The sequence below is a fragment of the Bradyrhizobium sp. JR4.1 genome (assembly GCF_040548605.1).
Classification (GTDB): domain Bacteria; phylum Pseudomonadota; class Alphaproteobacteria; order Rhizobiales; family Xanthobacteraceae; genus Bradyrhizobium; species Bradyrhizobium canariense.
In genome coordinates this window covers 168,204-194,669 of sequence record NZ_JBEPRY010000016.1, presented here as the reverse complement: position 1 = coordinate 194,669, position 26,466 = coordinate 168,204, and the positions used below count along the sequence as shown (strand labels likewise).

The following is a 26,466-nucleotide window of genomic DNA, read 5'->3' as shown; positions in this document are numbered from 1 at the left end:
AAACCGCCGCTGCCTGAACGGGTCAGATGCCGCCCTCGATACGAAGGCCATCCGTCAAAAACGCGGGTGTCACGTGCGGAGAAAATCGCGCTTACGGGCGAATGGCGTAACCACTGCGTTATGGATCAATTGCGAGATTTACTCCTCGGGCAATGACTTCCGGTCTAATTCCGCCTCCTGACGTCTGCTGCGCCGCGCAAACTGAAGCAATGGGCCACGAGCGGATGCAGCGTTGAATCGCTAAAGTCCGAAGCACTCCACACCGGGGTCTGATCCTACTGCTCGCAGGCCATGATCAGCTCAGTGCTACTTTCAGAGCGCGCCCGGTTGAGCAGGTGGACTGGGCCAATCCGATCGTAGGTTGTTTGGGTTATTTCGATCGAACAAGTCCTGCCTTACAAGGCCGCTTGGGCGATCATCAATTGCGGGTGGAATTCGGCGAGTGTCGTGAATTGGGGCGCCCCCGAATCCGGGCCGTGCGATGCAAGCAACCGGATAGCCAGCGTATTGGCAACAGACTACGTCACTCGCCCTTCCAGGGCTTCCAGCGAACCCAATTATTAGCAATGCCGACAGCGCGATTGATCGTTTCATTTCGGTCTCCTGTGGCGAACCGACTCCCCTACAGCGACATCGGATCAGGGCGGCAGAAAAGCCCCACGGCGTTATGTTGGCGGCACCCAATATTGCTCAAGAATGTCCGCAACGGTCAGAAGCGGACAAACCGCCGAGCCAGTTTAACCGCCGCTACGAAATTGCGTGATGTTCGGCGGTGGTGGATTTGGATGTTTCTTGAGGGTCGCTAAATACTCTTCGACAGTTTTGAGCGCAGGACCCGATACCCAGCCAAACATTGCCGCGACGATGAGGTCCTCGTGCGGATCCATTTCAATGTTGTAAATCTTCGGGTAGCCGGCCATCGGCGCACTCGCGGAGAACATGCCGGGCTGCCGCTGTGGTCCGATGCCGGTCGGATGGACGTCCGTGAAGTAGATACGCCACTGTTTCCAGCGCGCGGCGACGAGATCTCCACCGATAAAGCTCAAGAGGCTTTCGCGAGGCGCTGTCGCCGTGTTGCCCAACAGGAGATCGGCTTGATTGATCCCGTCGATCTGGCGGTCTGTTGGCATCTTGGCACCGACGATGTGGGCAAAGGTCGGCAGGAAATCCATGATCGAGAACATGGCGTATGTGGTTGTGTTTGCCTTGACTTTGCCGGGCCACCGGATGATCCCCGCCGTCCGTATTGCTCCTTCAGTGACTTCGCCTAACTCTCCGCGAAACGGACCTGAATTACCCATATCAGGCGTTCCCTGGTTGCCGTGTTCTCGCGCGGTCTGGCCCTGGGGGCCATTGTCCGAGGCAAAGACAACGATTGTGTTGTCGTCAATGCCGAGTTGCTTCAGCGTATCTAGGATTTGTCCGACGTGATAGTCTCCCTCCATCAACTTGTCGCCGTAGTTGCCGATCCGTGATTTTCCTTTGAACTGTTGAGAAGGCAAGTTTGGAAAGTGCCCCATTGAAAAAGGAAGATAGAGAAAAAAGGGCTGTCCCGATGCTCTCTGGCGCCTCATAAAATCGATTGATCTGTCCACGAACTCATCGTCGATGTTGGCGCGGACGTCCTCGGTAAATGGCTTGACCGCCTGTAGCGGGCCTCCGGCCTTCGCCTCAACGATCTGCGGCCCAGTCTTCAGCAGTGTCTCGTACGGCTCATTGATTGAGTGCGTGAGCGCGATTGTAGCCGGGTATGTTGCTGCATCCCAGCTAATGTCCGGCGGGATACCGTAGAACTCATCAAAGCCGTGCGCGGTCGGCAGACTTTGAGGCGCACTTCCAAGGTGCCATTTCCCGAAGATCGCAGTCGCATAACCAACGCTCTTGAACATCTCGCCCATGGTGAAGGCATTAGCGGGAAGCGTATAGGGACTACCCTCAATAGCGATCAGCGACAGACCGTTTCGGATCGAATATTGCCCAGTCATCAGCGCTGCACGGGAGGGGGTACACGCCGGTTCCACCAGGAACTGTGTGAGGCGCAATCCGTCTCGAGCCATTGCATCGAGATGCGGCGTCGATGCCCCACGCAACTCGCCGCCGCCATAGCACCCAAGGTCGCCGTAACCGACATTATCGGCGAGAATGAAAACAATGTTGGGCTTATTGTTTTGCTGCGCAAAGGCTGTCGCCGAACCCATCAACGCAAGCAGCACCACCGCCGAGGCGAAGTGCTTGACCGAGTTTTGCATGCGAAACTCCGGAAGATGCTGCGTAACCATTCTAGAGAAAGCCTAACCTCGAAGCTATCCGAAATCCGCGCCAATGTCCGCATTGCGGCGGTAAGACGCCAACCTGGATCGGCGTCCGGCTTGCCTCTGACAGCCGATATGACACATGTTCAACCGGCCTTCGGCCAGGAGCCCAGAAGCTGACATCGATTGCTTATCTCGCATGGCCACCAGGGGCAGATGAAGTGCGTCGCTTACAGCAGCGGTTCGACCTTCGCCGCCATGTCGGGAGAGCGGGTGACCCGATATGTTGCGTTGCTGCACTTCAGGATCCAGACGGCCCGATCCGGACGCGAGCGTTTTGCATCCCTTGAGGCACCGAGCGGTTTGTCACAGGTGAAACCTTGCAAGCGAATCTGCGCTGCCAGCATCGACCGCGGCGTTTCGGCTGCAACCCGCGGTGCTGTTGCCTGTTGCGCCTGCACCAACGGGCTGAAAACTAGAGCTGCGGTAGCCAGCAGTATTGACCCAAGCGGTCTGTACATGACGGCAATCCTTATTGCAGTTCTCTCGAACGCGGCAGAGCAAGTGCATCATCGGCTTGTCAGCGTCGCGTTGACGGATTGGATCGTCCGATAGTCTTGGGGCAGCAAAATTGGAGTAGCAGCCTTGGGGCGTCAGCAGCCTTGGGGATCATCGGAGTTGAAGGGACGGCACCCGACGCTGACACAATTGTGCTTGCAACGGGCGGCTTTTTTCAAGACCGCCCGCTTAGACATCATCAAGGCATACTATCCCGCCTCGTTCACTCGCTCTGATGGCCGGACTTCTTCATTTCAGCAAGGATACCATCGAGGTTGTAAGTTTCCGGCGCCTGCATCGGAGGGAAGTCCTTGTAAGAGAATAGCTCCTTTTCCCAGAGAAGTTGGCCGAGGGGCAGGATATTCCAGTCATACAGGTAGGCGGTGCTCGGCGAGCCGATCGAACCGGCATAGCCCAGCAACGATTTGGCATCGGAGCCGACCGTCTGCTCGAATGGGTCACGCTTGATGTTGGCGACCTGCGTCCAATGGAAGCTCTGCGCTCCGAACAACCCGCCGGTCCCGGTGTCCGGCACCATCGTGTAGTACATCTTCCAGTTCTTGTAGCGTACCGCCGATGGCTGCGCGCCGGTGTAGTAGAAGAAGACCTCGCGCGCGGATTTATCCGTGCCTTCGAGATAGGCGCGCTGATCGACGCCGTCGAGCGTTGTCTTGACGATGCCGGGGTAGCTTCCAGCCTCGATCTGCTTCTTCAAAGCGTCGCCCTTCGGCCCGCCGGCGATGTCGACCAACGTCGGCAGCCAGTCGAGTGCCGACATCATCTCGCTCTTGACCGTGCCCGGCTTGATGTGGCCCGGCCAGCGAACGACCATCGGGGCACGCATGCCGCCTTCCCAGGTGGTCAGCTTGCCGCCCTTGAAAAGGGTGGTGCCGCCGTCAGGAAAAGTGATGTTCTCGGCGCCGTTGTCTGTCGTGAAGACGATGATGGTATTGTCAAGCTGGCCCATGTCTTCGAGTTTCTTGAGGACATAGCCGATATTGTCGTCCATCTGCTTCATGCCGGCCTCGTTGAGGCCCCAGTCCTTGCCACCCGGCTCGCCAATCATCGCCTCGTATTTCGGCGGCAGCACGGTCGTGATGTGCATGCGCGCCGGGTTGTACCAGACGAAGAACGGCTTGTTGGTCTTCTTGGGATCGTTGCGATCAAGATAGTCGATGACCTTGGCTGAGATTTCTTCGTCCACGCTTCGTGAACGGTCGAGCGTCAAGGGACCTTCGTCCTTGCAGGTCTGGTTTGCCTGTGAGCCGTCCGACGACTTGCACGCAAGCACCGGCCGCGGCGGCGTCAGGCACGTCGTTGTTCGAGGATCCACGGCGCCGGGGACCTCGGTAAGGCCCGGGACCGGGGTTGCCTTGCACGGCGGCGCAATGCCTTGCACGGTCGGGCTCTTGTTGATGTCCGGGAAACTCACCCCCTGCATCGCGTCGAGGTGATACAGGTACCCCCAGAACTCCTGGAAACCATGGGCGGTTGGTAGCGCCTCGGGATTGTCACCAAGATGATTCTTGCCGAACTCGCCAGTGTTGTAACCGAGGTCGAGCAAGAACTTGGCAACGGCGGGCGTACCGGGCCGCAGCCACGACGGGCTGCCGGGCAATTGCGGAGGAATCATGCCGGTGCGCAGCGGGTGCATGCCGGTGAAAAACGCGTTGCGGCCGGCGGTGCAGCTCTGCTCCGCATAATAGGTCATGAAGAGCGCGCCCTCGTTTCCGATGCGGTCGATGTTCGGTGTCTCTCCGACCATCAAACCGCGATGGTAGATGCTGGGCTGCATGATGCCGATATCGTCGCCCATGATGAAGAGGATATTGGGCTTTTGCGCCGGCTGTGCAGCCACCGGCGTGCTGACCAATCCCGACGACGGTATCATCATCGTCGCACCGAGCAGCGCTGCGCTGGACCGCTTGAGCCAGCTTTGCTTCTTGCGTGGCGTTGCGACCAAAAGCTTGTCATCAAATACGCAATTCAACATGGCATCGCTCTCCCATTAAGATGCGTCAGAGGTTCCTCGCCTGATGCACCGAAATCCAAGATGACTTGTGGAAGTGTCGATCGGCTCCGCATGCCGCGCAGCCGGCCGGTAGCGTCGGCAATAATTCGGCGCGCACAAATGCGAGCCGCCTTTGATGACCTTGCGTGGAATCTTGACGTTGGTCGTTCTCGGGTCGCAGCTATCGGCCTCGTGGCCGCCGCGCGGGTTCTCGGGAATGCAGCAGGCTTTTGCAGCGTCGGCTCCATGCCGAGGCGAGTACCAGTCCGACGTCCACTCCCAGACATTGCCGATCAGATCGTGCAGCCCGTACCCGTTCGGCGGGAATGCCGTGACCGGCGATGTCCGGTCGAATCCGTCGTCCCTGGTGTTTTGGCGCGGAAATTCGCCCTGCCAGGTGTTGGCCATATGACGGCCGTCGGGCGTAAATTCATCTCCCCACGCGAACTCGGCGCCGTCCAGTCCGCCGCGCGCCGCAAATTCCCATTCCGCCTCGGTCGGCAAATCCTTGCCGGCCCATCTTGCGTAGGCGAGCGCATCGCTGAAGGCCACATGCACAACGGGATGATCGTCGAGCCCCTGGATTTTGCTCCCCGGTCCGTAGGGATGCCGCCAGTCCGCGCTTTTGGCGAACGTCCACCACTGGCTGAAGTCCCGCAGGCTGACCGGATGGTTGGGCGGCGAGAACACCAGCGAGCCCGCATAGACCATGTGCGGGAGCATCCCGGGATAGTCCTTTGGATCGGGCGTGATCTCGGCAACGGTGACGTGGCCGGTAGCCTTGGCGAACGCCTTGAACTGCCGGTTCGTGACGGGATGGCAATCCATCCAGAACGCATCGACACTGACGCGGTGAACCGGAGCTTCCTCCGGATAGTGCCGATCCGACCCCATGCGAAACGTGCCGCCCGGCACATACAGCATCCCCCCACCTGCTGGATGCTCGAACGATTGTCCGCCCGACGACGATTTCGTCTCAGCCAGGTGCATCACGATCTCCTGGCCCATGCATCAGCGGCTTGCGTGGATTCACTTGTGACTCTGTTTATTTGCGACGCTGTTTCGCTTGATATGCATTTTCCGGTACTGGGTCCTTTGACCGAGGCTGAGACGTACGCAAAACTAAACGACACACCTCAGGATTGATCTAGATCAAAGGATGTCCGACTCGCGTCATGCGAGTCGAATTGGTCGCGTCTCCGCCACGTCCGGTCTGGCCTCAACGCTACCGCCAGCTTCGCCTTCGGGCCAACCGCGTCAGCAGCATTGACTCAGTTGCCGTCTGCGAATTGGTGACGGGGTGAGCAACAAGCGTTATGTGATTTGTGTCGCAGAAGGGTTATCCGGGATTTGGCGTTCTGGTCGAGTGGACGGTGCCATGGAAAACCTGACGCATTATCCTGTTCTGGTGTTCGCGGTGGCCTTTGTTTCGCGCCGCTGTCGGCGGTGCCGGTGGCGTTCGGTGATGACTTCGGCGATGATCTCGCCGTCGCGCTCGACATAGCTTCCGAGATGCGCGAAGGCCGAATTGCCGCCCAGCAGCTTGCCGTCATGCATGCACATGATGCTGCGGCCGAAGGCATCGTTGCCCCTCCTCGCCGTTTGGGAGCGGACATGATCAGCTCGCTCTAGTGAATTAGCCAAGGGCCAACAGGCGACATCGCAGGCTTAGCGCTGACATGAAAGAGGCCGCCCGTTGGAGCGGCCTCAACTTGTTCTGTCGCGCCAACTTCGCCATCAGCGAACGGTGCCGCTCACTCTGTCGTACGATTGAGCGCTGCACCATTGAGAAGTGGCATTTAGATCCCAAGCCCACTTCTTTCCGGCTGCCTGGCAAGCTTCGAAAGTGGCCCACTTGGGAGGCCAAGGCTCACCTGGATTCCATACCGGCGCTGTCTGTGGTTTCTGGATCTTTTGAGTATCGCGGGCATTCGCCGGCGCCACCGACAAGATCGCGACAACGATACCCATGGACAAAAGTGCCGAGACTTTCACTGCCATGTCCTCCTAGATTTCCGGGACAGCAAACGCTATCCCAAGAGGCATGATAGCACATTTTCAACCAATAGGATTCCGAACGTCGTTCTTCTTCGGGTCAAAGGCGGCGGTCGGCCGCCGAGTGGGACGACTTCCGCTCTACCTTTCGCTCCGCACATGTCGCCGCCGTGTGCCAGCCATCGCGATGGGCCACAAGCGATCACCGGCGAAAAGGAACGGCCGCCTCGACTCTGCGGCGGCCGCCTCCATTCTTGGCTGTCAGTCAGGCGGATGTGCCTCACATCTTGACGATCTCGGTGCGATATTTCGGCAGCAGGGCCGCGATCAGTTTTCCCTTCTCGGCCATCTCTTCCGGGGTCGGCTTCGGCGGCGGCGATGTGCGGCCTTCGACGGGGAAACCGACCGCCAGAAAGAATTCATCCTGTCCTGCCGGCGTACACATGCAGAGCATGCGAGCCGTCTTGCCGGACAGGTTCTTAAACGCGTGTGGGGCGTTCGCCGGAACGTTGACGGTCGATCCCGCGCGTACGGTGTGCGACTTACCGCGAAAAGTGAACTCGAGTTCGCCTTCGAGCAGCGAGAACATTTCCTCGAAGTCGTGGCGATGCGGCGGGGGGCCACCGCCGGCGGGCACCAGCATATCGACCAGGCAATAGCGTCCCGCGGTCTGCGCGCCCGACACCAGGATCGTGTAAGTGCCGCCCGCCACCGAGATATGCGGCACTCCGGCGCCGTCGGGATCGGCTACCGTCAGGACGCGACCAGGATCGTCGGCGGGGATCGAGGAAGCAGACGGAGCATTCGCAGGAGAGGTGTCGGTCATCTCGACCTCGTTTCCATGATTTTGAGGAGAGGCACCTTACCATCACAACCGGTGTCTTTTTCGAGGCCGGATGTCCGCTTCGGGTCCACTTGCCGACTTCGCAGGGAGTCGCACTTCAGGCCTGCGCTACTCTCTCAAGCAGACATCCCAGATCTCTAAGTAACCGCCCTACGCCCTTCGCATCAGTTTGAGCGATGCCGCCAGCCGCAGGCTGCGCTTGCCGGCAAGTGCGATGCCTTCGAGCTCGCCGCTATCGGCAGTGCAGGTCCCGGAGAAGCCGATCCCGACCTCGTAGCCGCCGAACACGGGGTTCTCGCCTTTCGCCGGCGTGTGCTCCTGGTTGAGCATCTCGCCCTTCCAGCGACCGTCAGCCGAGGAATAGGCGCCGAGATAGTAGAAGAACGCATCGCCGCCCAGGATGCGGCCGTCGATCAGCAGCATGACGCCGGAGAGCCCGGCGTCGACGCCGTCGAGCGCGCGCAGATGGATCGCATAGAGCCCGTTCACGACACCGCCCGGACCGATCGTCCCCTGCGGCGGCAATCCCTCGTCATCGAGCCGCGTGAGATTGGCCCAGAAACCGGCGCCCGGCATCGTGTCCGCGCTGCCCGCGAGACGGATCTGGTTGCCAACGAGCCGGCCGCGCGCGCCGATCGCGGCGACGTCAGCCCCCATCAGCGGCTTGTAGTTGGGATCGTCGTTATGCCGTTCGGTGATGACTTCGGCGATGATCTCGCCGTCGCGCTCGACATAGCTTCCGAGATGCGCGAAGGCCGAATTGCCGCCCAGCAGCTTGCCGTCATGCATGCACATGATGCTGCGGCCGAAGGCATCGTTGACGCCGTATTCAACCTTGTAGAGCCCGTCCAGCAACGCAATTGACCCGGAAATATCAGAAGGAAAGCACGCGCTACCTAGCACCGCCGTCGCACCAAGGCCATCGGGCTTTTTCGCGCAGGGCCATTCGCGGAGCCACACCTGCCATGATGCCATCATGCGCCTGTTTTGCCCGACGGCGCAATCGATTTCGGCGTTTCCGCAGATGGCGATCACACCATTTGCAGGCCTGTGATTTCAACCACTTGGCTACTGTGCATGGGGTTGTTTTTCGCCTTTTTTGTTTGGCCGGTCGCGAACGGCTTCTCAGGCGCTAGTGTCGCTTGAAATACTGCACCTCGCGCTCATGCTTCTCGGCCGCCGCGCGGCTCCTGAACGTGCCGAGGTTGCGGCGCTTGCCGGTCTTGGGATTCACCTTGCGCGAATAGAGCCGATATTCGCCCGATGCGAGCTTGCGGATCATGGTTGCGCCTCCTGCTGTCGAGGATTCAACGGACCGTGTCCAGGCTGGTTCCTGACGCATTCGAACCCGTCGACACAAGCACGCGACAAAGTGAGCATGGAGCAGTCACGGCCATCGGCGGCGGACGAAACATGATCCGGAAAGGTGCGCAGCGGTTTTCCGGAAAGATCATGCTCGCAAATAACTCTAAAGCGCGTTCACCGCGCTTTTAGAAGCACAGCGTGGTGACGAGCTTGCCCTGCTTGTCCTTGATCGCATAGGGACAGCGCAACCGCTCCAGCGCCTGCTTGGCATCCGCGTCGCCGAGCGCTGCGGCGCGCTCGTAATAGGATTTCGCGGCGTCCTTGTCCTTTGGCCCGCCGCGGCCTTCCTGTGCGAAGGCCCCCATCCGCTCCAGCGCGCCGGGATGGTTTTGCGCGGCAGCCTTCTCGAACAGCGCGCGCGCCGCGGCGTCGTCCTTCGCCCCGCCCGTGCCTTCGGAGAGCATCATGCCGAGCTGGTACTGCGCCTCCGCGTTGGTCTCGGCCGCCTTGCCGAGCAATGCGCGCGCCTGTGCGGGATCGGCCGGCGTGGCACCGCCGGTGCCGCCGAGCGCGGCGAGATTGCTGATGCCGCGGGGATTGCCGGCCTGCGCCGCCTTCTCGAACAATTTGCGCGCCTGCGCTTCATCCCTGGCGACGCCGGAGCCGGTGCCGTAGGCCACACCGAGCTCGACCATCGCCGCACTCGATCCCTTGTCGGCGGCCTTGCGCCAGGCAGCCATCGCTTCCGCCGGTTGCCGGTTGGCCGCATAAGCGCGGCCGAGCGCGAACATCGCGCGCCGCGACGACGGCGCGGCCTGCTTGCAAAACTTGAGGGCGGTCGCAACGTCGGAGGCCGCAATCTCCGTCACGCCCCTCATATCGGCTGGCTTGTCGGGATCACTGGGATCGGCGGCGACGCGGTCGCACAGGACGAGATCGGCCGATTGCGCATGCGCAGATAACGGCGCCGCAAGCGTGAGAAGGATGGCAACGAGGAAAGTCCGCATGGACGCCAGGTTGCGTCGTCGTCCCGGCAAATTCAAGGCTCGAGTCCCGATCGGCGCAGCACGGGGACGACCTCGGGCGATGCCAGATAGCGCAGCAGCCGATCCGCGGCGTCGGCGTGCTCGGCGTTTGTCATCCGGCCAGCGGAGAACACGGCCGGCGTTTGCAGATCGTGCGGAATCGGGCCGACCACCTCGATGCCCTCGACCTGCTTCAGCTCGCTGATCTGCTGCACGGCAAGGTCAGCCTCGCCGCTCACGAGCCGCTCCGCGGTAAAGCCCTGCTCGACGATGATGGCCTTGGCGTTGATCTCTGGCGCGATGCCCATCTGCGCGATCAACCGGGCGAAATAGACCCCGCTCGCACCCAGCCGCGAATAGGCCACGGACCGTCCCGCGAGCAGCGCCTTGCGCAGTGCGGTTTCCGTGGCGATGTCGGGATGTGCTTGCCCTGCCCGCACCGCGATGCCGACGAAGGAACGCGCGAGGTCGGCCGCGGTCCCTGAGACGACGCGGCCCTCGCCGACCATCTCGTCGAGCCCCTCGCGGGTGAGGATCACGAGATCGGCGCCCTCGCCGTCGCGCAGTCGTTTGAGCAGCGCCAGAGTCGGCGCGAAATCGGCATCGATGTGGACGCCGGTCGCGGTCTCGTAGGCGGAGGACAGGCTGCGCATCGCGCCCATCAGGCCGAGCGTCGAAAGCATGCGAATTTTTTCCATCAGCGATTCCCGTGGCGATCAGGCGCGGTGCATCAGCTTGAGCGCGGCGGTCAGGCGCAGGCTGCGCTTGCCGGCAAGCGCCGTTGCCTCCAGCACCGCCTCCTCGGCACCATAAGTGCCGGAGAAGCCGATGCCGACCTCGTGGCCGCCGAAGATCGGATCGTCCTTGGCCGGCGTGTGCTCCTGGTTGAGGATCTGGCCCTTCCAGCGCCCGTTGGCGGCGGTGTAGCTGCCGAGATAATAGAACGATGCATCGCCGCCGAGGATGCGGCCCTTGTTGAGCAGCATCACGCCGGTGAGACCGCCGTCGACGCCATCGAGCATACGCAGATGCACCGAGTAGAGACCGTCGGCGATGCCGGCCTCGCCGACGCCGCCGGCGATCGGCATCTCGTCTTCGGTGATGGGTGTCATCAACGACTGAAAGGGTACGCCGGGCAGCTCCTTGAGCTCGCCCTTGCAGCGATAGAGATCGCCGTCGGCCCAGCCCTTGGCAAGCAGGGTCGCATCGTCAGTGCCGGCCATGGCGCGATAGTTCGGATCGGGGTTGTGACGGACGGTGTTGATCACGATGTCGACGCCGGCTTCGGTCTTGGCGTAGGTGCCGATATGGGCGAAGGCCGAATTGCCGCCGAGCATCTTGCCGTTGCCGGCATGCATCACGCTCCGGCCGACGGCGTCGCCGAGCTGAAATCTCACCTTGTAGAAGCCTTCAAACACCAGCCGTCCCCGGCCCTGCGCGCATCCAGACGCACTCTATCCCGCTTTCGGCGGCGATGGACAAGTTTCGCGCCATGAGGTCCGAGGCGGCTCCGCAAACGGCTGTCATCAGAATGAAAAATCCGCCGAAGCCTTTCGGCTTCGGCGGATCGAAGTCCAACCCGGGCCAGCCCCCCAGCCCGGGCCGGGAGGATCTTAGGCGGCGGCCTTCTTGTCGGCCGGCACGGAGGCGATCGTCTTCAGGATCTGCGAAGCGATCTGGTATGGGTCGCCCTGCGAATTCGGACGACGGTCTTCCAGATAGCCCTTGTAACCGTTGTTGACGAAGGAGTGCGGCACGCGGATCGAAGCACCGCGATCGGCAATGCCGTAGCTGAACTTGTTCCAGGGCGCGGTCTCGTGCTTGCCGGTCAGACGCTTGTCGTTGTCCGGGCCGTAGACGGCGATGTGGTCCATCAGGTTCTTGTCGAAGGCGGCCATCAGTGCCTCGAAGTACTCCTTGCCGCCGACCGTACGCATGTACTCGGTGGAGAAGTTGGCGTGCATGCCGGAGCCGTTCCAGTCGGTGTCGCCCAGCGGCTTGCAGTGGAACTCGATGTCGATGCCGTACTTCTCGGTCAGGCGCAGCATCAGGTAGCGGGCCATCCACATTTCGTCAGCGGCCTTCTTGGAGCCTTTGCCGAAGATCTGGAATTCCCACTGGCCCTTCGCGACTTCCGCGTTGATGCCTTCATGGTTGATGCCGGCTGCCAGGCAGAGGTCGAGATGCTCTTCGACGATCTTGCGGGCGACGTCGCCGACGTTCGAGAAGCCGACGCCGGTGTAGTACGGACCCTGCGGGGCCGGATAGCCCGAGGCCGGGAAGCCGAGCGGACGGCCGTCCTTGTAGAAGAAGTATTCCTGCTCGAAGCCGAACCAGGCACCGGAATCGTCGAGGATGGTGGCGCGCTTGTTGGTCGAATGCGGGGTCTTGCCGTCGGGCATCATGACTTCGCACATCACGAGCACGCCGTTGGTGCGGGCGCCATCCGGGAACACCGCGACCGGCTTCAGCACGCAATCGGAGCTGTGGCCTTCAGCCTGCTGGGTGGAGGAGCCATCGAAGCCCCAGAGCGGAAGCTGCTCGAGCGTCGGGAACGACGCGAATTCCTTGATCTGAGTTTTGCCGCGCAAGTTCGGAGTCGGCGTATATCCGTCGAGCCAGATGTACTCGAGCTTATACTTGGTCATTGAGCCTCTCTGTAGATGATGCGAAAGGTGGGGGCCGCAGGCCCCCGCACGATTGTTTACCCGGCCAACATCGGCCGACCCTTTCTAAGCATTTAACGTGCCAAAAGGCCGCAGCGCGGGAGGTTTTCCACTGCGGCCGGCCTCCTCTCCCTCCCGGCGGATCGTCGGCCGCGCCGTGCGTCATAGCGGCGCACCTTTGCGTGAAGCTGCACCGCAAAAACCCCGCGGAAAACGCCCGATTCTGGAGCAGGCAGGCCCGGGCCTGAGGTTGCCGACTAAACGCGCATCAACGTCCGGCAATATTCGCCAAGTCTGCGCCCGCCGCCCGCAACCTTCGCAACGGCCCACGCGTTAGCCACCCGACCGCTGCCTTAGAGGAAGCAGAATGCAGTCTGCCTACAAAATAGGCCAAGGCTGATTTCCTTTTCAGCACTTTGCATTTCGGAATGCACGGCCGATATGGGGATTCCAGTAACCACAAGCCAACGAGTCGGGCGCACCATGGAGGCCCAGCGCTGCGATCTCGGGAGATACCGCAATGATGAACAATGGACTGAGTCACGGATCTGCACAGATCTACCAATTCCCTGTCGGGGGCCGCTCGGCTCTCGGGGGGCGCCGCAACGGTGAGACCCGCCTTCCCGCCAACCACGCCTCGCTCCCCGTGAACGAGACGATTTGCAGCGGCAGCTGGTACCATCAGGAAGCAGTCGATGAAGCCAAGCCGAAATGGGATCGCTGATGCCTGCGTTCGGTTCAGTACCGCCGCGCTCTCTCAAGCGTCCGGCGTCAGATTGAAAAAGGGTCGAAACAACGAAGTTTCGGCCCTTTTTGATTCCGGACTTGATTACAGGATCATATGGTCCCACAGCCGTCACCGACCGTTTCAGATGCCTGACAAGACACCTCCATGAAAGACTCCCCTGCCCGCCATCTCGCCCTGCAGGGCGCCAGTAATTTTCGCGACCTCGGCGGCTATCCGACCGCAGATGGCCGTACCACGCGCTGGCGGCACATCTTCCGCTCCAACCATCTCGGCCAGCTCACTGCCGCCGATGTCGAGATCGTCCGCGCGCTCGGCGTGCGCAGCGCCTTCGATTTTCGCGGCGTCGAGGAGCGCGCGGCGGGTGTCTGCGTGGTCGACGAGATCGCCGTGCATTCGTTGCCGATCGAGCCGACGGTCGTGGCTGCGCTGCGCGCCGAGCTCGCCAGGGGCAGGCTGACCGCGCCGGTCGCGCTCGAACTCATGCGCGAATCCTATCGCAACTATGTCCGCCACAACACGGCCAGTTTCCGCAACATGTTCGGGCATCTCCTGGAGGACCACGCGCCGCTCGTCATTCACTGCACCGCCGGCAAGGATCGCACCGGCTTTGCCAGCGCGCTGATCCTTCATGCGCTCGGCGTAGCCGACCACGTCATTGCCGAGGACTACCTGTTGACCAACCTGCACTACAAGCGCGACGCGTCAAACGTCTCCGATCTTCCTGCCGACGTTCTCGACGCGATCGGCACCGTCGAGGCCTCTTATCTTGCCGCTGCTTTCGAGGCCGTCGGTAGCGAGTATGGCGATCTCGAAACCTACTTGCGCGACGGTCTCAAGCTCGGCACAGCGGAGCGGACCGCGCTGAAGGCGCGCTATCTGCAATCGTAAGCGGCCGTAAATCTTGAGCGGCCGCGCCGGGAGAACGATGATGCAAGGCAAGGTTCTGATCGTGACCGGAGCACTCGGCGCACTTGGAAAAGTCGTCGCCGAGACCGCGCTGGCACGCGGCGCGCGCGTGGCGGGCATCGACCACGCGCCATCGCAGATCCCCGCAATGCCCGAGCGCATCGAGATCGGCGGCGTCGACCTCTCCGACGTGGCGCAGGCGAAGACGGCGGTCGAGGCGGCAGCGAAGCAATTCGGCCGGCTCGATGCGCTGATCAACATTGCCGGCGGATTCGCCTTCGAGACCGTCGGCGACGGCGGAATCAAGACATGGCAGCGCATGCATGCGCTCAACCTGCTGACGGCGCTCAACGCCTCGCACGCGGCACTGCCGCATCTGGCCGCGTCCAAGGCCGGCCGCATCGTCAATATCGGCGCCATGGGCGCGCTTCAGGCTGGCTCCGGCATGGGCCCCTATGCGGCATCGAAAGCCGGCGTCCATCGCCTCACCGAGGCGTTGGCGAGCGAGTGGAAAGGCAAGGTGACCGTGAACGCAGTGCTGCCCTCGATCATCGACACCAAGGCCAACCGCGCCGACATGCCGAAGGCCGACTTCGCCAAATGGGTGACCCCGCAAGAGCTCGCCGAAGTCATTCTGTTCCTCGCCAGCGATGCCGCGAGCGGCGTCACCGGCGCGCTGATCCCGGTCGGCGGGCGGGTGTAGCGTTGGTGGCCACGCATCTTTTCCCGGGCCCATCGGGCTGCTATATTTGAACAATGACAACTGAAGATATCGAACGAGCGATCGAACGGCTTACGCCTGACGAATTGGTGCGGTTTCGCGCCTGGTTCGAGCAGTTCGATGCAGAACGCTTCGATCATGTCCTGGAGCAGGACATCAAGGCGGGTAAGCTCGATCAATTTGCCGAGGAAGCGCTGAGCGATTATCGCGCCGCCCAAACGCGCGACTTGTGAAGCACACCGCTTCCACGAGATTCTGGAAGGCTTATGAGGCCTTGCCCGTCAATGTTCGGCGGCTCGCCGATGCCAATTTCAAGCTGCTGAAGAACGACCCCACTCATCCTTCGCTTCAGTTCAAACGGGTCGGTCGATTTTGGTCCGCCAGAGTCGGCCTACGCTACCGCGCCCTGGCTATCGAATCTGACGGCGCCTGCGTTTGGTTCTGGATCGGCTCGCACGCAGACTACGACCGTCTCATAGGCTAAAGGCGTCAATCCGGCACCAAAAGCCGTAGATTGCCTTTGAAACGGATGCTCTGCTTGCCGGCGAGCGCGATGCCCCCGCCCAGGTCGTCTGTTCCCGATCAAATGGCTCAGAGCCCTAAGTCCGTTCCGGGCTAAACTGACCGAGACTGATTCTCCGATCGGACGTGACACTCGGAAGCTTCCTTTGGAAACCACGCTCTATCTGCCTGTCAAACGCTTCCTCGAAGAGCTCGGCTTCACGGTCAAGGGCGAGATCGGTGGCTGCGATCTCGTGGGCCTTAGCGCCGGCGATCCGCCGGTGGTGGTGATTGGCGAGCTCAAGCTGACCTTCAATCTCGAGCTGATCCTTCAGGCCGTTGATCGTGCACCGGCCGGCGACGAGGTCTGGATTGCCGCAAAGATGTCAGTGCGCGGCAAGGGACGCGAGACCGACGCACGCTACCGCAATCTCTGTCGCCGCCTCGGCTTCGGCATGCTCGGGGTGACCGACAGGGGCCAGGTCGAGGTGCTGGTGAAACCGCCGACGGCAGCGCCACGCCGCGAGCCGAAGGTCCGTTCCCGCTTGGTCGCAGAGCATCAGCGCCGCCAAGGCGATCCGGTGCTGGGCGGCAGCACGCGCGCGCCGATCATGACGGCCTATCGGCAGCAGGCGTTGGCCTGCGCCTCGGAGCTTGGAGCAGGCCCGCGGAAGGTGAGCGAATTGCGCCAACGCTGTCCCGATGCCGGCAAGATCATGCTTAACAATGTGTATGGCTGGTTCGAACGCACCGAGCGGGGAATCTACGGGCTGACGGAAGCGGGCCGCGCGGCGCTGAAGCGCTGGCCACAGCAGCGGGTTGCGGATGTTGCCGGTGTCGCGTCACCACCCTGACACCCAACCGGTGCATAGCTGAGATGCCACACCGATTTCATATTGCAATGCAACATAGACGGCACTAGGTATCCCGGCATCGAAACGAGGCCGTTATGAACGCAGACTGGAATACCAAATATGGCACGCGGCGCGTGCGCCACGATCCGCCGACCCTGGACGAGGCGATCTTCGCTGCCGTCGGCATCACCGATGATCAGGAGCAGCAGGCCGAGATCGCCGCAGCCCTGATGGGTATGCCGCTCGATGTCGTCCAGGCCGAGGTCAAGAAACAGGTTCGCACCAACAGCCGCATCACCTCGACCCGCGTGATCGCCGGTGAACAGGGTGCGCAGCGCTCGGTGGTGGTCGAACGCCGTGTCGTGCGCCGCTTCGGCAACGACAAGCGCACCGGCACCTGAACGCTTAGTTCCCTGTTTCCAATACAAAAGCGGACCGGTTTTGCCGGTCCGCTTTTTTGATTCCAGTCGGCTTTTTCAGGTCAGGCGGCGCGATTACCGTAGATGCTGGAAATGATCTTCCAGCAGGTCGAGTTGAAGCTGATCAGAGCGCGGCCGGCTGTGAATGGCGAGGCCGCAAGATCAGCGAGCTCGTCCTCAGGCGCCTTGGCGAGATCGATCGTACCGGTCGATTCGCCGTGACGGAATTGCAGATGCGCCCCAAACTTCCTGGCGAGCGCGCGCATCGCGTGATTCTCGGCGCCGGTGGTAATGCGCAGGCGCTTATAGCCTTTCCAGCGCGCTTCCGCGATCAGGCGGCTGAACAGCACAGTGCCGACGTTCTGGCGCCGCGCCGAGGCTTCGACGCTGAAGGCGACCTCGGGCAACGAATCGCCCTCGGGCGGATGCAGCTCGGCCGCCCCGCGGACCACGCCATCCACGATATAGGCGACGATCACGGTGCCGTCCTCGGCACAGCGGGCTGCGTAACGCTCGATAAAACTGTCGTCGAGAAAACCGTTGAAGCGATCGTGCCGGCTTTCGGCATCGAGCCTCAGCAGATGATCGCGCAAAAGCGGCAATTCTTCCTGCTGGCTCAAGGTGCGCACGTAGCCCTGAACGGACTTCGGGCGGCTGGCTACTTCAAGTCCAAAATCTGCTGCGAGTGACAAGTCAAAACTCCTCTTGGTGTCCCTCGAGGAGGCGTTCGAATCCCTAGGCCTCCAATATTGTGCATCGCAACAAACTTTTCAAGACGGGAACCTGCCCAAGTTTCGGGCATTGGAGGCGACTAATTCGTTAATAAAATCAAGCCCCCGTATTCATACGAGGACCAGTTGGGTCTGCGTCACCACCGCGACCAGCTTGCCGTCCTCGGTCTCCAGCCGGGTGGTCCAAACCTGGGTGCGCCGGCCTCTGTGGATTGGGGTGGCGGTCGCGATCACCGTGGTTCCCTCCTTGGCCCCGCCGATAAAGTTGGTCTTGCTCTCGAGCGTGGTCGTGCCCTTTGCGTCCTCCGGCAGATTGATCACGGTGGCCGCCGCGCCGACGGAATCGGCCAGCGCCATCACCGCGCCGCCGTGAATGGTGTGATGAAGCGTGCAGAGATCGGGCCTGACCGTCATCCGCGCCACCACGCGATCTTTCCCGGCCTCGACGAACTCGACGCCCTTGAGTTCGGCAAACGGCATCTTCATCGCTTTAAGTTTTTCGAGCGGCGTCATCGGATCTCCTCCCAAATCATTCTGCTCACAGGGTGAATTGCTCTGCGCGACAAAGCAATGACGTCCGAGGTCGTCAGTGCGAGCGCAGCGAAGCAATTCGAGAATCTTTCCGCTGATACATTTCTGGATTGCTTCGCTGCGCTCGCAATGACGGGAGACAGCCGTCGTATCTCACGTCACCGCATTCACCACCTGATACTCCGGCCGCCGCCAAATCTCGCCCGCGATCACCTCCTCGATGAACTCGGCTGCCCGCAGGATCTCGCTCTCGCCGATATAGAGCGGTGTGATGCCAAACCTCATGATGTCAGGCGCGCGGAAATCGCCGATGACGCCACTGGCGATGAGGGCCTGCATCGCGGCGTAGCCGCCGTCGAAAGCGAAGGAGACCTGAGAGCCGCGGCGCTCATGGGTGCGCGGCGTAACAAGCTTCAAGGACGGACAGCGGCGCTCGACCTCTGCAATCAGGAGATCGCCGAGCGCCAACGAACGCGCCCGGACCTCCGCGATATCGACGCGGTCCCAAATGTCGAGCGAGGCCTCCAGCGCCGCCATTGCCAGCACCGGCGGTGTTCCGACGCGCATGCGCTCGACACCGCCGGCGGCCGCATAGGCAAGCTCGAACGCGAACGGCTTTGCGTGTCCCATCCACCCCGACAAAGCGGCGCGCACGCTGTCGGCGTGGCGCGGCGCGACGTAGAGGAAGGCCGGCGCGCCGGGGCCGGCGTTGATGTATTTGTAGGTGCATCCGGCGGCGAAATCAGCGCCGGTGCCTGCAAGGTCAACCGGCAGCGCCCCGGCCGAATGCGCGAGGTCCCACACCGTGACGATGCCGAGCGCATGCGCTCTCGCAGTCAGCTTCGCCATATCGTGGCGTCGTCCGGTGCGGTAATCGACCTCGGTGATGTAGAGCACCGCGATCTCCTCCGACAACGAAGACTCGATCTCCTCCGGCGCCACCAGGCGCAATTGATGGCCACGTCCAAGCGTCGCGATCAGGCCTTCAGCCATGTAGAGGTCGGTCGGAAAGTTGCCGGTGTCCGACAGAACGATTTTGCGCGATGCGTTCATGTCGAGCGCGGCGGCGAGCGCCTGATAGACCTTGAGCGACAGCGTATCTCCGACCATGACAGAGCCGGCTTCCGCACCGATCAGTCGCGCGATGCGATCGCCGACATGACGCGGCTGGGCGTACCAGCCCGCCCTATTCCAGGCGCGGATCAACTCGTCGCCCCACTCGGCGGTGATGACGCGGCTGACGCGCTCGGCAACGCCAAGCGGCAGCGCGCCGAGCGAATTCCCGTCGAGATAGATCACACCGTCGGGCATATGGAACAGCGCTTTGGTATCGTCGTAGACGCGAAGCTTGGTCATGAAAATCTCTACAGGATCGTGCGCACGCGCCAAAGCTCGGGAAACAGCTCGACCTCCAGCATGCGCTTGAGGTAGCTGACGCCGCCGGTGCCGCCGGTGCCGCGCTTGAAGCCGATGACGCGCTCGACCGTCGTCACATGGTTGAAGCGCCAACGCCGGAAATAATCTTCGAAATCGACCAGTTTCTCGGCAAGTTCGTAGAGCATCCAGTGCGTTTCCGGCGCTTCGTAGACGATACGCCAGGCCTGCAGCACACCTTCATTGAAGCTATGAGTCTCACGAACGTCGCGCGCCAGCACGGCCGCAGGCATCTTGAGCCCGTTGCGGTCGGCGAGCCGCAGCACCTCGTCATAGAGGCTTGGCGTCGCGAGCTCGGCTTCGAGCAGCTGCGTGGTTTCCAGATCGTGCGCGTGCGGCTTGAGCATGGCGTGGTTGCGGTTGCCGAGCAGGAATTCGATCAGCCGGTATTGCCGCGACTGGAAGCCCGAGGACTGGCCAAGCTGCGAGCGGAAGCGCGTATACTCGCTGGGCGTCATGGTGCGCAGCACGTCCCATGCGCCGTTGAGCTGCTCGAAGATGCGCGACATCCGTGCCAGCATCTTCATCGCAGGCTGCACTTCATCCTTCGCGATCGAACGGCGTGCGGCGCTGAGCTCGTGGATGGCGAGCCGCATCCACAGCTCCGTCGTCTGATGCTGGATAATGAACAGCATCTCGTCATGCGCTTCCGACAGCGGATGCTGCGCGCCGAGGATCGCGTCCAGCGCCAGATAGCTGCCATAGGACATGCGCCGTGCGAAATCGGTCTCGGCGCCTTCGCTTGCGGGATCGTATTGGCTGGACGTCATGGCAGGCCCTTTCGATCGATCTTTGAGGCCTCGTCAGTCGAGGCCGATCAGGCGCGCGGTGATTGGCGACGACGGATCCTTGAGAGCGTCGATCACGGTGAAATGGTTCAGCCCGGGATCGACGACAAGACGCGTCGGCACGTCGAATCCAGTCCAGACATTGGCCATCAGATCGGACTGGCGGATGAATTCGGGCCGCTCGTTGCCGCCGACCCAGGCGGTCACGGGCGAAGGCCCGCGCGGTAGATGCAGCGCGGCGCTTTCCAGCGTCGCCTCCTCCATCGTCATGCGCAGGGTGTCGTTCATCCTGGTCTTGAGCAGCGGACGCAGATCATGCAGGCCGCTGATGGACAGCGTCCCAGCGATGCGGTTCAAGACGGCGGGATCGAGCCGGCTATCATCGCACAGCATGCGCGTGACGAGATGACCGCCCGCGGAATGGCCGGCGAGCCGGATCGGCCCCGCGACCAGCGCGGCCGCCTTGGCGATCGCTGCGGTGATTTCCGCCGTAATGTCGGAGATGCGCGCGGCCGGCGTCAGCGTGTAGCTTGGCATTGCCACCGCCCAGCCATGATGGCGCGCGCCTTCGGCGAGATCAGTCCATGTCGATTTGTCGAAGCGCATCCAGTAGCCGCCGTGGACGAACACGACGAGGCCCTTGCTGTCGCCGTCGGGCAAGACGAGGTCGAGGCGCTGGCGCGCGCGGGAGCCATAGGCGATGTCGGCGCGAAACTCCTTCAGCCCGGCGCGATAAGCCGCCGCCCGCTCCGCCCACAGCGCCGGTATCTTGTCCGAGCCCGGGATATGGGCCGAATTGGCGTAAGCGTCATCCCAATCGCGCATCGTGCTTCCTCGACGGACTCAAGGCCTTGTGGACCTGGCGCCAGTCTGCCACCGGCGCGGGCGGCATCCTAGTCTTTAGTTTAAGCTTAAAGGATTTTGGAACGCCGGTGGATTGGGCAGCCCCCGTCATTGCGAGCGCAGCGAAGCAAATCCAGTCTGCCTCCGCGGTGGCAGTCTGGATTGCTTCGTCGCAAGGGCTCCTCGCAATGACGGCGGAAGGCCCCTACCCCTTCTCCACCCCACACCAGTCCGCGATGAACAGCGCCATCGCCTTGGTCGTCTTCTTCAGCGAGTCCAGATCGACAAATTCATTGAAGCCGTGCATCTCGCCGCCACTCGCGCCGAAACACAGGCTCGGGATACCGTGATTGAGGCCGTAGAAGCGGGTGTCGGTGAGCGCGGTGAAGACGAGGTCTTCGATCTGGCCGCCATAAACGGTGCTGAAGGCCTTGCCGAACGCCGCCTCAGGCGCGGCGGCCTCGGTCAGCTCATAGCCTTCCGACAAAAAGCCCGACCATTCGACCTCCGGCGGATTGTTGGCGAGGAAGCGATGGTTGCGCGCGGCAGCAGCAACGCAGGCCATGATCTCCTTCTGGTGATCGGCGATCGACCAGCCCGGCAACACGGCAATCCGGCAATCGACGTCGCACCAGGCCGGCACGCTCGACGCCCAGTCGCCGCCCTTGATGATGCCGGGGTTGAAATTGATGGGATGGTTCAGCGTCTTGAAGTGACGATCGGCTTTCGCACGCTCGTTCCACTCGATCTCGAGTTTTTGCAGCGCCTGGATCAAATGATAGGCCGCCATGATTGCGTTCGCGCCGGAGCCGGCGAAGGCGACATGGGTCGGATGGCCCTTCACGCGCAGGCGGAACCAGATCACGCCCACCTGCGAGCGCACCATCTTGCCACCGGTCGGCTCAGGAATGAAGCAAGCATCCGCACGATAACCGCGTTGAAGCGTCGAGAGCGCGCCGACGCCGGTGCTCTCCTCCTCGATCACGGACTGGAAGTGAATCCGCGCCGTAGGCCTGAGGCCCGCGGCCTTGATCGCATCGAGCGCGGAGAGCGCTGCGATGGTGCCCGACTTCATGTCGCAGGCACCGCGACCGAACATCTTGCCGTCCTTGATGACGGGCGAGAACGGCGGGGTGTCCCACAGTTCCAGCGGCCCGGCCGGCACGACGTCGCAGTGGCCCTGGAGGATCAGCGATTTGCCCGCCTCGGTTTTGGGCCGGTACGTGCCGACCACAGTGCGCGCCTTCGAAAAATCATGCTCGATGGGCCCGAAGCCGCGCAGATCCTTGAGGTCGTCGACATTGATGTGCCAGTCGTCGACCTCGTAGCCGCGCGCGCGCAGGAGGTCGCCGATCATGTCCTGGCATGGCCCCTCCGCACCGCGCGTCGAGGGGATCGCGACGAAATCGCGTGTGGTCGCGAGCTGGGCTTCGAAGCCGGCATCGACGGCATCAAGAATCCTCTGCTGCGTTTCGGCATTCATCAGGCAACTCCGATCGGGCGTTGAGATCATCGATGGAGCGCAAGCTAACCGATTTCAGCCGTTCGGGTACTCTGCAAAATAGGCATCCCGCAATGCATCTTCGAGCAGCCGGCCCTCCGAATAGCCATTCAGCGTCGCCGGCCTGCTCACGCCGTCGAGCAGCCGCGGGCAAGGTTCTGGCGCGCCAATCACCGTGCGCACCGGGATGCGCTCGGCATAGATCGGCAATTCATAGTCCTCCTCGTCGTCGGCGACACCCTTGGCGCGGATTTTCGCAGAGGCTTCCTCGATCTCCATCGCGATGAATGAGGTCGCCTTGATCTCCTGCGTGTTGCTCGCCCGCAGGCTCGCGGTGCGATCGGGGAAGAAGCGGTCGACCATCGCGATCACCGCGCGCTCCTTCTCCTCGGGATCGGTGACGAGATAGGCGGTGCCGAACGCCATCACGGCGCGGTAGTCGGCCGAGTGATTGAACCCACATCGCGCCAGCACCAGGCTGTCGAGATGGGCGACCGTCAGGCACACACGCTCGCCCCGGGTCTGGTTGCGCAGCATGCGGCTGGCGCTCGAGCCGTGCCAATACAGCTTCGTCCCTTCGCGCCAGAAAAAGGTCGGCGTGCAATAGGGTTGGCCGTCGATCGCGTAGGAGACGTGGCAGAGCATCGAGGAATCCAGGATGCGATGAACGGTGTCGTAATCGTAGAAGCCGCGATCGTGACGGCGCTTCACCTGGTTGCGCGCAGATGTCGGATAGGAATTTTGGTTCTCGGTCTGGCTCACGGCCGCTCCTGTCGGATTGGAACACTTCCAGGGCAGTTGTAGCCGCGGATTTGGTCTGCGATAGTGCCAATTCCATGCGAAAAATTCCGACCAATTCTGTCCCCTCGCCGGCCAAGGCCGAGCTGCCGCTCGACCTCGCGGGACCGCACATCACGGCTGGCGCCTCGTCGGCGCACCGGCTGTATCAGGCACTGTGCGAGATGATCGTCGGCGGTCTGGTGAAACCCGGCGAGCCGCTGCCGCCGTCGCGCACGCTGGCCAAACAGACCGGCTTTCGCCGCAATGCCGTCGTCACCGCCTATGAGCGGCTGATCGCCGACGGTTTTGCCGACGCAACCGTCGGCTCCGGCACCTTCGTCGCCGCGCGCATCCCCGCGCGCGCGGCCGAGCCGAAGCGGCCGAAGATCAGCGTCGAAACGCCGGGGCAAGGCGCGTTTTCGCTCGGCTGCACCCATATCGACGCGCGCGCCGTGCAGCGTTTCCGCGCCTTTGTCGGCCGTCGCATGCGCGCCTTCGGCGCGGAGCATCTGCACTATGGCGATCCCCGTGGCAGCCGCGAGCTGCGTGCGGCGATCGCCGATCATCTGTTGTCGGCGCGGGGCCTGCGCTGCGATCCCGATCAGATCATGCTGACGTCAGGCACGCTGCACGCGCTGCGCATCGTGCTGAGCGCGATCCTGAAGCCCAACGACCAGGTCTGGTGCGAGGATCCAGGCTACCCCGCTGCGCGCAAAACCATCGCGCATTGCGGCTATCGCGCCGTGTCCGTTCCCGTCGACGCGCACGGCATGCGGGTCGCCAGAGGCCGCGCAGCGGCGCCGTCCGCGCGCGCAGCCTATGTGACGCCGTCGCACCAGTTTCCGCTGGGTGTGCAGATGTCGATGCCGCGGCGGCTCGAGCTGCTGGACTGGGCCAGGCAAGCCGGCGCCTTCGTGCTGGAAGACGATTACGACAGCGAATTCCGCTACGACGGCGCTCCGCTGATGTCGCTGGCCGGCATCGATCACCTCCAGCGTCTGATCTACATGGGCACGTTCGCCAAGACGTTGTTTCCAGGTCTGCGCATTGGCTATTGCGCCCTGCCCGAGCGCTTGATCGCGGATGTCACCGCCGCGCGGGCCGCCCTCGACCGCTTTCCCGGCACGCTGATGGAGGGCGCGGTGGCCGACATGCTCAATTCCGGCGCCTTCGCAGCGAACCTGAAGCGCGTGCGCAAGCTTTACCGCGAGGCGCGCGACGCGCTGGCTGGGACGCTCGAAGCCGCATCCGACGGCGTGCTGTCGGTGCCGGTCCCATCGCAGGGTCTGCACCTTGTCGCCCGGCTCGATCCCTCGGTCGATCTGCTGGTGGCGGCAGACGCCAAGCAGGCCGCCGGCGCCGAAGGCTGGCTGTTGGCCGACACTTATTCACGCTCACGTCCACTGCCCGGTTTCGTGCTGGGATTTTCCGGCCACGCGATTCCGAATCTCGTGGCATCCGCCGAGCGGCTCGCGCGGGAATCGCGAGCGGCCTTGCGTGCGCGGCGCAAGCCGGCCCGGCGGGCATGACGAACGTTCACTATGAGAATCGGCTGCCGCTCCCTACATTGCGGCATCGATGCCGGGAGCTCACACCATGCTGCTACGCCGCGCGACTTGCCTCTCGCTCCTGATCTTCATCGCACTCGCCGCGACGGCGCGCGCAGGCACGGTCGGACGCGAGCAGGACATCGTCGATCTCAAGCTCGGCCAGCGCGTGCAAGTGGACGACGGAACTTGTCCCGCCGGACAGGTCAAGGAAGTCCGCGGCGCCAAGATGACCGACAAGGGCGTCGCACGGACCAGCACCTGCGTGTCGCGGTTTGGCCCGAAATCGAAGCGATGAGCGCTACTTTGCCGGGTCGAACATGCATTGCAGGGTCGGCTTGGCGATCTTGGTGAAGGTCGGGCCGATTTCGGTCTGCTTTGCGGCCGGCACCCAGTCGGTCTCGATCGTCGGCACCCCGGTCTCGCTGATGCCGCGCAGCAGGGCCTCGCGGAGATCGCGATCCTCGACGACGGCGGCAGCATGATCGTGCAGGCAGCCGCAAACCTCTTCCGGATGCTCCCACCGCCCGAGCATCCGCGGCGCGCATTGCCTCACGAACTCGGTACGGGGATCTGGTAATCTGGAGGGAGAGCGCACCCGCGCCTGAACGGCACTGATCGTCAGAAGGGATATGAACGCCGCGGCGCAGATACGAGCAAGCATGATGGCCTTTATCGGCTGATTTTTCTTGTTGGCGATCAGAAGCGCGCGGCAACCACGATCGGCTGGGGCGCCGGGGTCATGATCGGCGAACCGCTATACTGGAAAGTGCCGATACCGGGGACATTTCCGTCCGGCGAGCCTGCGAACGAGGAGCCGGCGAGCACGAAGGCGAAAGCAAGGATGAGGCTGAGCGTGCGCATGGAGTTCTCTTCCGAATTCGGTGGCCGGCGTGCGCCGTCGTCGTTGTGAGGTTGATAACCATGGGCGGTTTCGCGCGTGATGCGCCAAAGCCGGAAAATGGTTTCATCTCCGTGAGAATTGTTTCGTCCGGTTCGGGCGACGACATATTCGACGGAAAATCTCAATCTTTTCAGATGGGTCGTGCGCCTACCCAATGTGGCCTGGCAGGTTCCGGGCGAGTTCGGATGCGCGCCGGAACGCTGGGCGCCGTCATGATCCCGCCTCACTCCCTTCACATGCGTTTTACGTTTTTCTGCTGAAGAGAAGCCGAACGAAGGCTGGGTGCTGTCGAACCGGCGGCGCTTCGACTGCGACCCAAGCTATCGAGACCGAGGACGCCCGGGTATCGCCGAGCGCGTTCATGCGAGGAACGGCCATCATGACGGCGCAAGATCGCGCAACGACGCGCGATGCAGACCAACGAACGGACCGCCGGGAGCAACGACCTGTTCGCAGCAGCGCCAATTCGCCTGGCGAAATGGCGCTGCAATCGAGCCCCGGCTTTGAGGCCACGCCGCAATCATTCGTGCGGCTGACCGGCTCGCATCTTGCAAAACCGCGCGCCAGCCGCGCTGACATCACCGAGTGAACGCAAGAGCGTC

Annotated in this window: 31 protein-coding genes; 10 read left to right on the top strand and 21 right to left on the bottom strand. The window is 62.5% G+C overall.

All coding sequences use genetic code 11. The features are described from left to right. Positions 1-737 precede the first annotated feature (737 nt). From ABIB90_RS27635 to ABIB90_RS27580, 12 genes are all read right to left on the bottom strand, one after another. Positions 738-2,249 (bottom strand): arylsulfatase, encoded by a 1,512-nt coding sequence (locus ABIB90_RS27635; protein ID WP_007591814.1) that lies wholly within the window; start codon positions 2,247-2,249, stop codon positions 738-740. 233 nt (positions 2,250-2,482) lie between these two features. Further along, positions 2,483-2,773: a hypothetical protein gene (locus ABIB90_RS27630; protein WP_354163373.1), complete on the bottom strand. Its 291-nt coding sequence runs from the start codon at positions 2,771-2,773 to the stop codon at positions 2,483-2,485. Between the two features lie 260 nt (positions 2,774-3,033). Further along, positions 3,034-4,704, bottom strand: a complete 1,671-nt coding sequence (locus tag ABIB90_RS27625; protein ID WP_502917014.1) for an arylsulfatase — start codon at positions 4,702-4,704, stop codon at positions 3,034-3,036. A 114-nt stretch (positions 4,705-4,818) separates the two neighbouring features. Further along, the gene (locus tag ABIB90_RS27620) at positions 4,819-5,811 is read right to left on the bottom strand and encodes a formylglycine-generating enzyme family protein (protein WP_354163377.1); all 993 of its coding nucleotides are present in this window, start codon (positions 5,809-5,811) and stop codon (positions 4,819-4,821) included. Positions 5,812-6,216: 405 nt separating this feature from the next. Beyond that, positions 6,217-6,378 carry a hypothetical protein gene (locus tag ABIB90_RS27615; RefSeq protein WP_354163379.1) on the bottom strand — a complete coding sequence of 54 codons (162 nt, stop codon included), beginning with the start codon at positions 6,376-6,378 and terminating at the stop codon, positions 6,217-6,219. A 718-nt stretch (positions 6,379-7,096) separates the two neighbouring features. Then, positions 7,097-7,642 (bottom strand): cupin domain-containing protein, encoded by a 546-nt coding sequence (locus ABIB90_RS27610; RefSeq protein ID WP_354163383.1) that lies wholly within the window; start codon positions 7,640-7,642, stop codon positions 7,097-7,099. Between the two features lie 168 nt (positions 7,643-7,810). Continuing rightward, positions 7,811-8,515, bottom strand: a complete 705-nt coding sequence (locus tag ABIB90_RS27605; RefSeq protein WP_354163385.1) for a GrlR family regulatory protein — start codon at positions 8,513-8,515, stop codon at positions 7,811-7,813. Between the two features lie 277 nt (positions 8,516-8,792). Further along, complete coding sequence (locus ABIB90_RS27600) at positions 8,793-8,942, bottom strand: hypothetical protein (protein WP_007591825.1); 150 nt, start codon at positions 8,940-8,942, stop codon at positions 8,793-8,795. Between the two features lie 208 nt (positions 8,943-9,150). Then, positions 9,151-9,972, bottom strand: a complete 822-nt coding sequence (locus ABIB90_RS27595) for a tetratricopeptide repeat protein (protein ID WP_354163387.1) — start codon at positions 9,970-9,972, stop codon at positions 9,151-9,153. 32 nt (positions 9,973-10,004) lie between these two features. Beyond that, complete coding sequence (locus tag ABIB90_RS27590) at positions 10,005-10,688, bottom strand: substrate-binding domain-containing protein (protein ID WP_354163389.1); 684 nt, start codon at positions 10,686-10,688, stop codon at positions 10,005-10,007. A gap of 18 nt (positions 10,689-10,706) precedes the next feature. Beyond that, on the bottom strand, positions 10,707-11,408 hold the full coding sequence (locus tag ABIB90_RS27585) for a GrlR family regulatory protein (protein WP_354163391.1): 702 nt from the start codon (positions 11,406-11,408) through the stop codon (positions 10,707-10,709). Positions 11,409-11,603: 195 nt separating this feature from the next. Further along, positions 11,604-12,638, bottom strand: coding sequence for a glutamine synthetase beta-grasp domain-containing protein (locus tag ABIB90_RS27580; RefSeq protein WP_007591833.1), 1,035 nt, complete (start codon positions 12,636-12,638; stop codon positions 11,604-11,606). A 538-nt stretch (positions 12,639-13,176) separates the two neighbouring features. On the opposite strand from ABIB90_RS27580, the gene ABIB90_RS27575 reads away from it, so the two are divergent. The 7 genes from ABIB90_RS27575 to ABIB90_RS27550 all read left to right on the top strand — a co-directional run bounded on the left by ABIB90_RS27575 (position 13,177) and on the right by ABIB90_RS27550 (position 16,787). Beyond that, positions 13,177-13,380, top strand: a complete 204-nt coding sequence (locus ABIB90_RS27575) for a DUF2735 domain-containing protein (protein WP_007591835.1) — start codon at positions 13,177-13,179, stop codon at positions 13,378-13,380. 168 nt (positions 13,381-13,548) lie between these two features. Continuing rightward, positions 13,549-14,292: a tyrosine-protein phosphatase gene (locus ABIB90_RS27570; protein ID WP_007591836.1), complete on the top strand. Its 744-nt coding sequence runs from the start codon at positions 13,549-13,551 to the stop codon at positions 14,290-14,292. A gap of 40 nt (positions 14,293-14,332) precedes the next feature. Then, on the top strand, positions 14,333-15,013 hold the full coding sequence (locus ABIB90_RS27565; protein WP_354163397.1) for an SDR family oxidoreductase: 681 nt from the start codon (positions 14,333-14,335) through the stop codon (positions 15,011-15,013). Positions 15,014-15,066: 53 nt separating this feature from the next. Further along, positions 15,067-15,264 (top strand): hypothetical protein, encoded by a 198-nt coding sequence (locus ABIB90_RS27560; RefSeq protein WP_027517590.1) that lies wholly within the window; start codon positions 15,067-15,069, stop codon positions 15,262-15,264. Next, positions 15,261-15,515, top strand: coding sequence for a ParE family toxin-like protein (locus ABIB90_RS41650; protein WP_007591841.1), 255 nt, complete (start codon positions 15,261-15,263; stop codon positions 15,513-15,515). Before ABIB90_RS27560 ends, ABIB90_RS41650 begins: the two co-directional genes overlap by 4 nt. A gap of 184 nt (positions 15,516-15,699) precedes the next feature. After that, positions 15,700-16,386: a DUF2161 domain-containing phosphodiesterase gene (locus ABIB90_RS27555; protein WP_354163399.1), complete on the top strand. Its 687-nt coding sequence runs from the start codon at positions 15,700-15,702 to the stop codon at positions 16,384-16,386. 95 nt (positions 16,387-16,481) lie between these two features. Continuing rightward, on the top strand, positions 16,482-16,787 hold the full coding sequence (locus tag ABIB90_RS27550; RefSeq protein ID WP_007591844.1) for a hypothetical protein: 306 nt from the start codon (positions 16,482-16,484) through the stop codon (positions 16,785-16,787). A gap of 80 nt (positions 16,788-16,867) precedes the next feature. On the opposite strand, the gene ABIB90_RS27545 is transcribed toward ABIB90_RS27550, so the two are convergent. From ABIB90_RS27545 to ABIB90_RS27515, 7 genes are all read right to left on the bottom strand, one after another. Then, on the bottom strand, positions 16,868-17,497 hold the full coding sequence (locus ABIB90_RS27545) for a GNAT family N-acetyltransferase (protein WP_354163402.1): 630 nt from the start codon (positions 17,495-17,497) through the stop codon (positions 16,868-16,870). 150 nt (positions 17,498-17,647) lie between these two features. After that, positions 17,648-18,049, bottom strand: a complete 402-nt coding sequence (locus ABIB90_RS27540; protein ID WP_211396139.1) for a PaaI family thioesterase — start codon at positions 18,047-18,049, stop codon at positions 17,648-17,650. Between the two features lie 171 nt (positions 18,050-18,220). Then, on the bottom strand, positions 18,221-19,423 hold the full coding sequence (gene kynU / locus ABIB90_RS27535) for a kynureninase (RefSeq protein ID WP_354163405.1): 1,203 nt from the start codon (positions 19,421-19,423) through the stop codon (positions 18,221-18,223). A gap of 8 nt (positions 19,424-19,431) precedes the next feature. Continuing rightward, positions 19,432-20,271: a tryptophan 2,3-dioxygenase gene (gene kynA, locus ABIB90_RS27530; protein ID WP_354163407.1), complete on the bottom strand. Its 840-nt coding sequence runs from the start codon at positions 20,269-20,271 to the stop codon at positions 19,432-19,434. A 33-nt stretch (positions 20,272-20,304) separates the two neighbouring features. After that, complete coding sequence (locus ABIB90_RS27525; RefSeq protein WP_354163409.1) at positions 20,305-21,114, bottom strand: hormone-sensitive lipase; 810 nt, start codon at positions 21,112-21,114, stop codon at positions 20,305-20,307. A 223-nt stretch (positions 21,115-21,337) separates the two neighbouring features. After that, positions 21,338-22,615, bottom strand: a complete 1,278-nt coding sequence (locus tag ABIB90_RS27520) for an ArgE/DapE family deacylase (protein ID WP_354163411.1) — start codon at positions 22,613-22,615, stop codon at positions 21,338-21,340. 54 nt (positions 22,616-22,669) lie between these two features. Continuing rightward, positions 22,670-23,395 (bottom strand): pyridoxamine 5'-phosphate oxidase family protein, encoded by a 726-nt coding sequence (locus ABIB90_RS27515; RefSeq protein WP_219684782.1) that lies wholly within the window; start codon positions 23,393-23,395, stop codon positions 22,670-22,672. 74 nt (positions 23,396-23,469) lie between these two features. Between ABIB90_RS27515 and pdxR the strand changes: the two genes are divergently transcribed. After that, positions 23,470-24,942, top strand: coding sequence for a MocR-like pyridoxine biosynthesis transcription factor PdxR (gene pdxR, locus ABIB90_RS27510; RefSeq protein WP_354163414.1), 1,473 nt, complete (start codon positions 23,470-23,472; stop codon positions 24,940-24,942). Positions 24,943-25,009: 67 nt separating this feature from the next. After that, positions 25,010-25,258: a DUF6719 family protein gene (locus ABIB90_RS27505; RefSeq protein WP_027517580.1), complete on the top strand. Its 249-nt coding sequence runs from the start codon at positions 25,010-25,012 to the stop codon at positions 25,256-25,258. Positions 25,259-25,261: 3 nt separating this feature from the next. Here the strand turns inward: ABIB90_RS27505 and ABIB90_RS27500 are convergent, their stop codons facing one another. Together ABIB90_RS27500 and ABIB90_RS27495 are read right to left on the bottom strand one after the other, a co-directional pair. Continuing rightward, positions 25,262-25,624 (bottom strand): hypothetical protein, encoded by a 363-nt coding sequence (locus ABIB90_RS27500; RefSeq protein ID WP_354201691.1) that lies wholly within the window; start codon positions 25,622-25,624, stop codon positions 25,262-25,264. Between the two features lie 35 nt (positions 25,625-25,659). Continuing rightward, the gene (locus ABIB90_RS27495; RefSeq protein ID WP_007591870.1) at positions 25,660-25,824 is read right to left on the bottom strand and encodes a hypothetical protein; all 165 of its coding nucleotides are present in this window, start codon (positions 25,822-25,824) and stop codon (positions 25,660-25,662) included. Positions 25,825-26,243: 419 nt separating this feature from the next. Here ABIB90_RS27495 and ABIB90_RS27490 point away from each other — a divergent pair, with 419 nt between their 5' ends. After that, positions 26,244-26,453, top strand: coding sequence for a hypothetical protein (locus ABIB90_RS27490; RefSeq protein ID WP_354163418.1), 210 nt, complete (start codon positions 26,244-26,246; stop codon positions 26,451-26,453). The last annotated feature ends 13 nt before the right edge of the window (positions 26,454-26,466 follow it).